At 69.8% G+C, this 3,872-nt stretch carries 2 protein-coding genes; one reads left to right on the top strand and one right to left on the bottom strand.

The genetic code is table 11. The features are described from left to right. Positions 1-116: 116 nt before the first annotated feature. Positions 117-3,002 (bottom strand): aconitate hydratase, encoded by a 2,886-nt coding sequence (locus ACPXCB_RS31460; RefSeq protein ID WP_425879750.1) that lies wholly within the window; start codon positions 3,000-3,002, stop codon positions 117-119. Between the two features lie 159 nt (positions 3,003-3,161). On the opposite strand from ACPXCB_RS31460, the gene ACPXCB_RS31455 reads away from it, so the two are divergent. Then, positions 3,162-3,518, top strand: a complete 357-nt coding sequence (locus ACPXCB_RS31455) for a VOC family protein (protein ID WP_425879748.1) — start codon at positions 3,162-3,164, stop codon at positions 3,516-3,518. Positions 3,519-3,872: the final 354 nt, after the last annotated feature.

Raw genomic sequence — 3,872 nt, 5'->3', positions numbered from 1 at the left:
TTGAGTTCGGCCGAAACGGACACGGTCCTCGCAACTCCCAAAATGTCTGGGTGTTGCGAGGACCGCTAGATCCCAAGCGCTCGGCGTCTCGACAGGGGCCCTCTCGCTTCGGTGCGTCAGTTGGCGATCATGCGACGCAGCACGTACTGCAGGATGCCGCCGTGCCGGTAGTAGTCCGCCTCGCCCGGGGTGTCGATCCGGACCACCGCGTCGAAATCGACGCCGCTGTCGGTGCTGACCTTGACCGTACGCGGCGTCTCGCCGTCGTTCAGCGCGGTGACCCCGGCGATGGAGAACGTCTCCGTGCCGGTGAGGCCGAGCGACTCGGCGGTCTCGCCGGCCGGGAACTGCAGCGGGAGCACGCCCATGCCGATCAGGTTCGAGCGGTGGATCCGCTCGTACGACTCGGCGATGACCGCCCTGACGCCGAGCAGCATGGTGCCCTTGGCCGCCCAGTCGCGCGACGAGCCGGAACCGTACTCCTTGCCGGCCAGCACGACCAGCGGGATGCCCGCCTCCTGGTAGGCCACCGAGGCGTCGTAGATCGAGGTCTGCTCGCCGGTCAGGTGGTTGACCGTGAAGCCGCCTTCAGGGAGCGCAGCTCCCGCATCGGAACCGGCGCCCGGGATCCGCAGTTGATTCCGCAGCCGGATGTTGGCGAAGGTGCCCCGGATCATCACCTCGTGGTTGCCCCGGCGCGAGCCGTACGAGTTGAACTCGTGCCGCGGCACGCCGTGCTCGGCGAGGTACGACCCGGCGGGCGAGTCGGCCTTGATGGAACCGGCCGGCGAGATGTGGTCGGTGGTCACCGAGTCGCCCAGCTTGGCCAGCACCCGCGCGTCGGTGATGTCGACGACCGCCTTCGGCTCCCGCTCCATGCCCTCGAAGTACGGGGGCTTGCGGACGTAGGTGGACTCGTCCGCCCAGGCGAACGTGTCGCCGGTCGGGGTGGGCAGCGACTGCCAGCGCTCGTCACCGGCGAAGACGTCCTCGTACGCGGCGCTGAAGCCGGTGGCGCCGATCGCCGAGGCGATGACGTCCTGGATTTCGGCGCTGTCGGGCCAGATGTCCCGAAGGAACACCGGGTTGCCCTCGCCGTCCTCGCCGATCGGCTCGTTGGCCAGGTCGATGTCCATCGTGCCGGCCAGCGCGTACGCGACCACCAGCGGCGGAGACGCCAGGTAGTTCATCTTGACGTCCGGGTTGATCCGGCCCTCGAAGTTGCGGTTGCCGGAGAGCACGGAGACGACGGCCAGGTCTGCCTCGTTGACCGCGGCCGAGACCTCCTCCGGCAGCGGGCCGGAGTTGCCGATGCAGGTGGTGCAGCCGTAGCCGACCAGGTGGAAGCCGAGCTTCTCCAGGTAGGGCGTGAGACCGGCCCGCTCGTAGTAGTCCATGACGACCTTGGAACCCGGGGCCAGGGTGGTCTTCACCCACGGCTTGCGGGTCAGGCCCTTGTCGACGGCGTTGCGGGCCAGCAGGGCCGCGCCGATCATCACCTGCGGGTTGGAGGTGTTGGTGCAGGAGGTGATGGCCGCGATCACCACGGCGCCGTGGTCCAGCTCGTACTCGGCACCGTCGGTGCCGGTGACCCGGACCGGGTTGCTGGCCCGCCCGCCGGAGCCGACCGCCGCCGTCTCCAGGTCCCGCGGCGCGTCGGCCGGGTCGCTGACCCCGTTGGCCGGGGAGTCACTGGCCGGGAAGGACTCGGCGCTCGCCTCGTCGGCGTGGCCCTGCACGCCGAACGGCTTCTCCAACTGCGGCACACCGGACTTGCGGCCACGGTCGCCGCCGGTCTCGTCGGCGGCCACGTAGTCGGTCAGCGCCGAGCGGAACAGGGTCTTGGCGTTGCCCAGCGGGACCCGGTCCTGCGGGCGCTTCGGGCCGGCCAGGGACGGCTCGATCGTGCCGAGGTCCAGCTCCAGGCGCTCCGAGTACTCCGGCTCGGCGTCCGGGTCGTGCCAGAGGCCCTGCTCCTTGGCGTACGCCTCGACGAGCGCGACCTGCGCGGCGTCGCGGCCGGTCAGCTCCAGGTAGCGGACGGTCTCGGCGTCGATCGGGAAGATCGCGACGGTGGAGCCGTACTCCGGGGACATGTTGCCGATGGTGGCGCGGTTGGCCAGCGGCACGGCGCTCACGCCCGGCCCGTAGAACTCGACGAACTTGCCCACCACGCCGTGCTTGCGCAGCATCTCGGTGATGGTGAGCACCAGGTCGGTGGCGGTGGTGCCGGCCGGCATCTCGCCGGAGAGCTTGAAGCCCACCACGCGCGGGATCAGCATGCTGACGGGCTGGCCGAGCATCGCGGCCTCGGCCTCGATGCCGCCGACGCCCCAGCCGAGCACGCCCAGGCCGTTGACCATCGTGGTGTGCGAGTCGGTGCCGACCACCGTGTCCGGGTACGCCTGGCCGTTGCGCTCCATGATCGTACGGGCCAGGTACTCGATGTTGACCTGGTGCACGATGCCGGTGCCCGGGGGGACGACCTTGAACTCGTTGAACGCGGTCTGGCCCCAGCGCAGGAACTGGTAGCGCTCCTTGTTGCGCTCGTACTCCAGCTCGACGTTGCGCTCGAAGGCGTCCTCGCGACCGAACAGGTCGGCGATGACGGAGTGGTCGATGACCAGCTCGGCCGGGGCGAGCGGGTTCACCTTGGTGGCGTCGCCGCCCAGGTCCCGTACCGCCTCGCGCATGGTGGCCAGGTCGACCACGCAGGGTACGCCGGTGAAGTCCTGCATGAGCACCCGCGCCGGGGTGAACTGGATCTCGACGCTCGGGTCGGCGTCGGATTCCCAGGCGCCGAGCTGCCGGATGTGGTCGGCGGTGATGTTCGCGCCGTCCTCGGTCCGGAGCAGGTTCTCCAGGAGGATCTTCAGGCTGTAGGGGAGCCGTTCGTGGCCCTCCACCTTGCTGATCTTGAAAATCTCGTAGCTCGCGTCTCCGACGCGTAGCTGGGTCTTCGCACCGAAGGTGTCGAGGCTCGCCACGTCGTACTCCTTCACACCAGCGACCGTGAGTAGTCCTGAGCAGTCTGTCGCACCGGTCGGGGTGCCGCCGTGGTTAGGGGACACTTACCGCCGATCTCGTCGTCAACAAAACCGTACGTCCGTCTTGCTAACTTCGCAACCTCGTGCCATCGTTCGGGACGAGGAGGTACCACCATGATCCATCACGTCCAGCTCGCCTGCCCACGCGGCTCCGAGGAGGCGTCGCGGGCCTTCTACGTCGGGGTGCTCGGGATGACCGAGAAACCCAAACCGCCCGCGCTCGCGGCCCGCGGCGGCTGCTGGTTCACGGGGTACGGCGCGGAGCTGCACCTGGGCGTGGAGGACGACTTCCGCCCCGCCCGCAAGGCCCACCCCGGCCTGCTGTGGCCGGACCTGGACGCGCTCGCCGCCCGGTTGGTCGCCGCCGGGTACCCGGTGAGCTGGGGCGACGACGAACTGCCCGGGCTGCGCCGCTTCCACTCGCAGGACGCGCACGGCAACCGGCTGGAGTTCCTCGCCCCGATCGACTGACCACCAGCGAGTTGCTCGCCCTGGTCGGCTGTCCGCCCCGGTCGGCTGCCCTGCCGGTGGGCGCTGGAGTGCTCGCGTCGGTGGGCTGACCTGTTGGCGGATGCTGGAGTGTGCTCGCGTCGGTCGGCTGCTCTGCCAGCGGGCGCTGACTTCCCCGCCGAGGTCTGTGACCCGCCGGGGTGGGTAACGCGGGCCGGCTGACGCGGGTGCGCGCCAGGCGTGACGAAAGGGCCGGCCCCTTGTGGGGGCCGGCCCTTGTCGTTGGCTGGTGCCGTCTTCGTGTCGCTGTGGGTCAGGCGGTGTAGCCGCGGGTGGCGATCCAGTCGGCGAGGTTGTCGACGCTCATCCGGTAGG

The organism is Micromonospora sp. DT62, assembly GCF_049847285.1.
GTDB classification, from domain to species: Bacteria; Actinomycetota; Actinomycetes; order Mycobacteriales; family Micromonosporaceae; genus Micromonospora; species Micromonospora reichwaldensis.
Note: the sequence above shows the minus strand (reverse complement) of the source record. Positions and strands in the feature narration are given on the sequence as shown.

What these genes read in the sequence shown, in the direction of transcription:
- ACPXCB_RS31455 (WP_425879748.1), top strand. Translation starts at nt 3,162, where the DNA reads ATGATCCATCACGTCCAGCTCGCCTGCCCACGCGGCTCCGAGGAGGCG.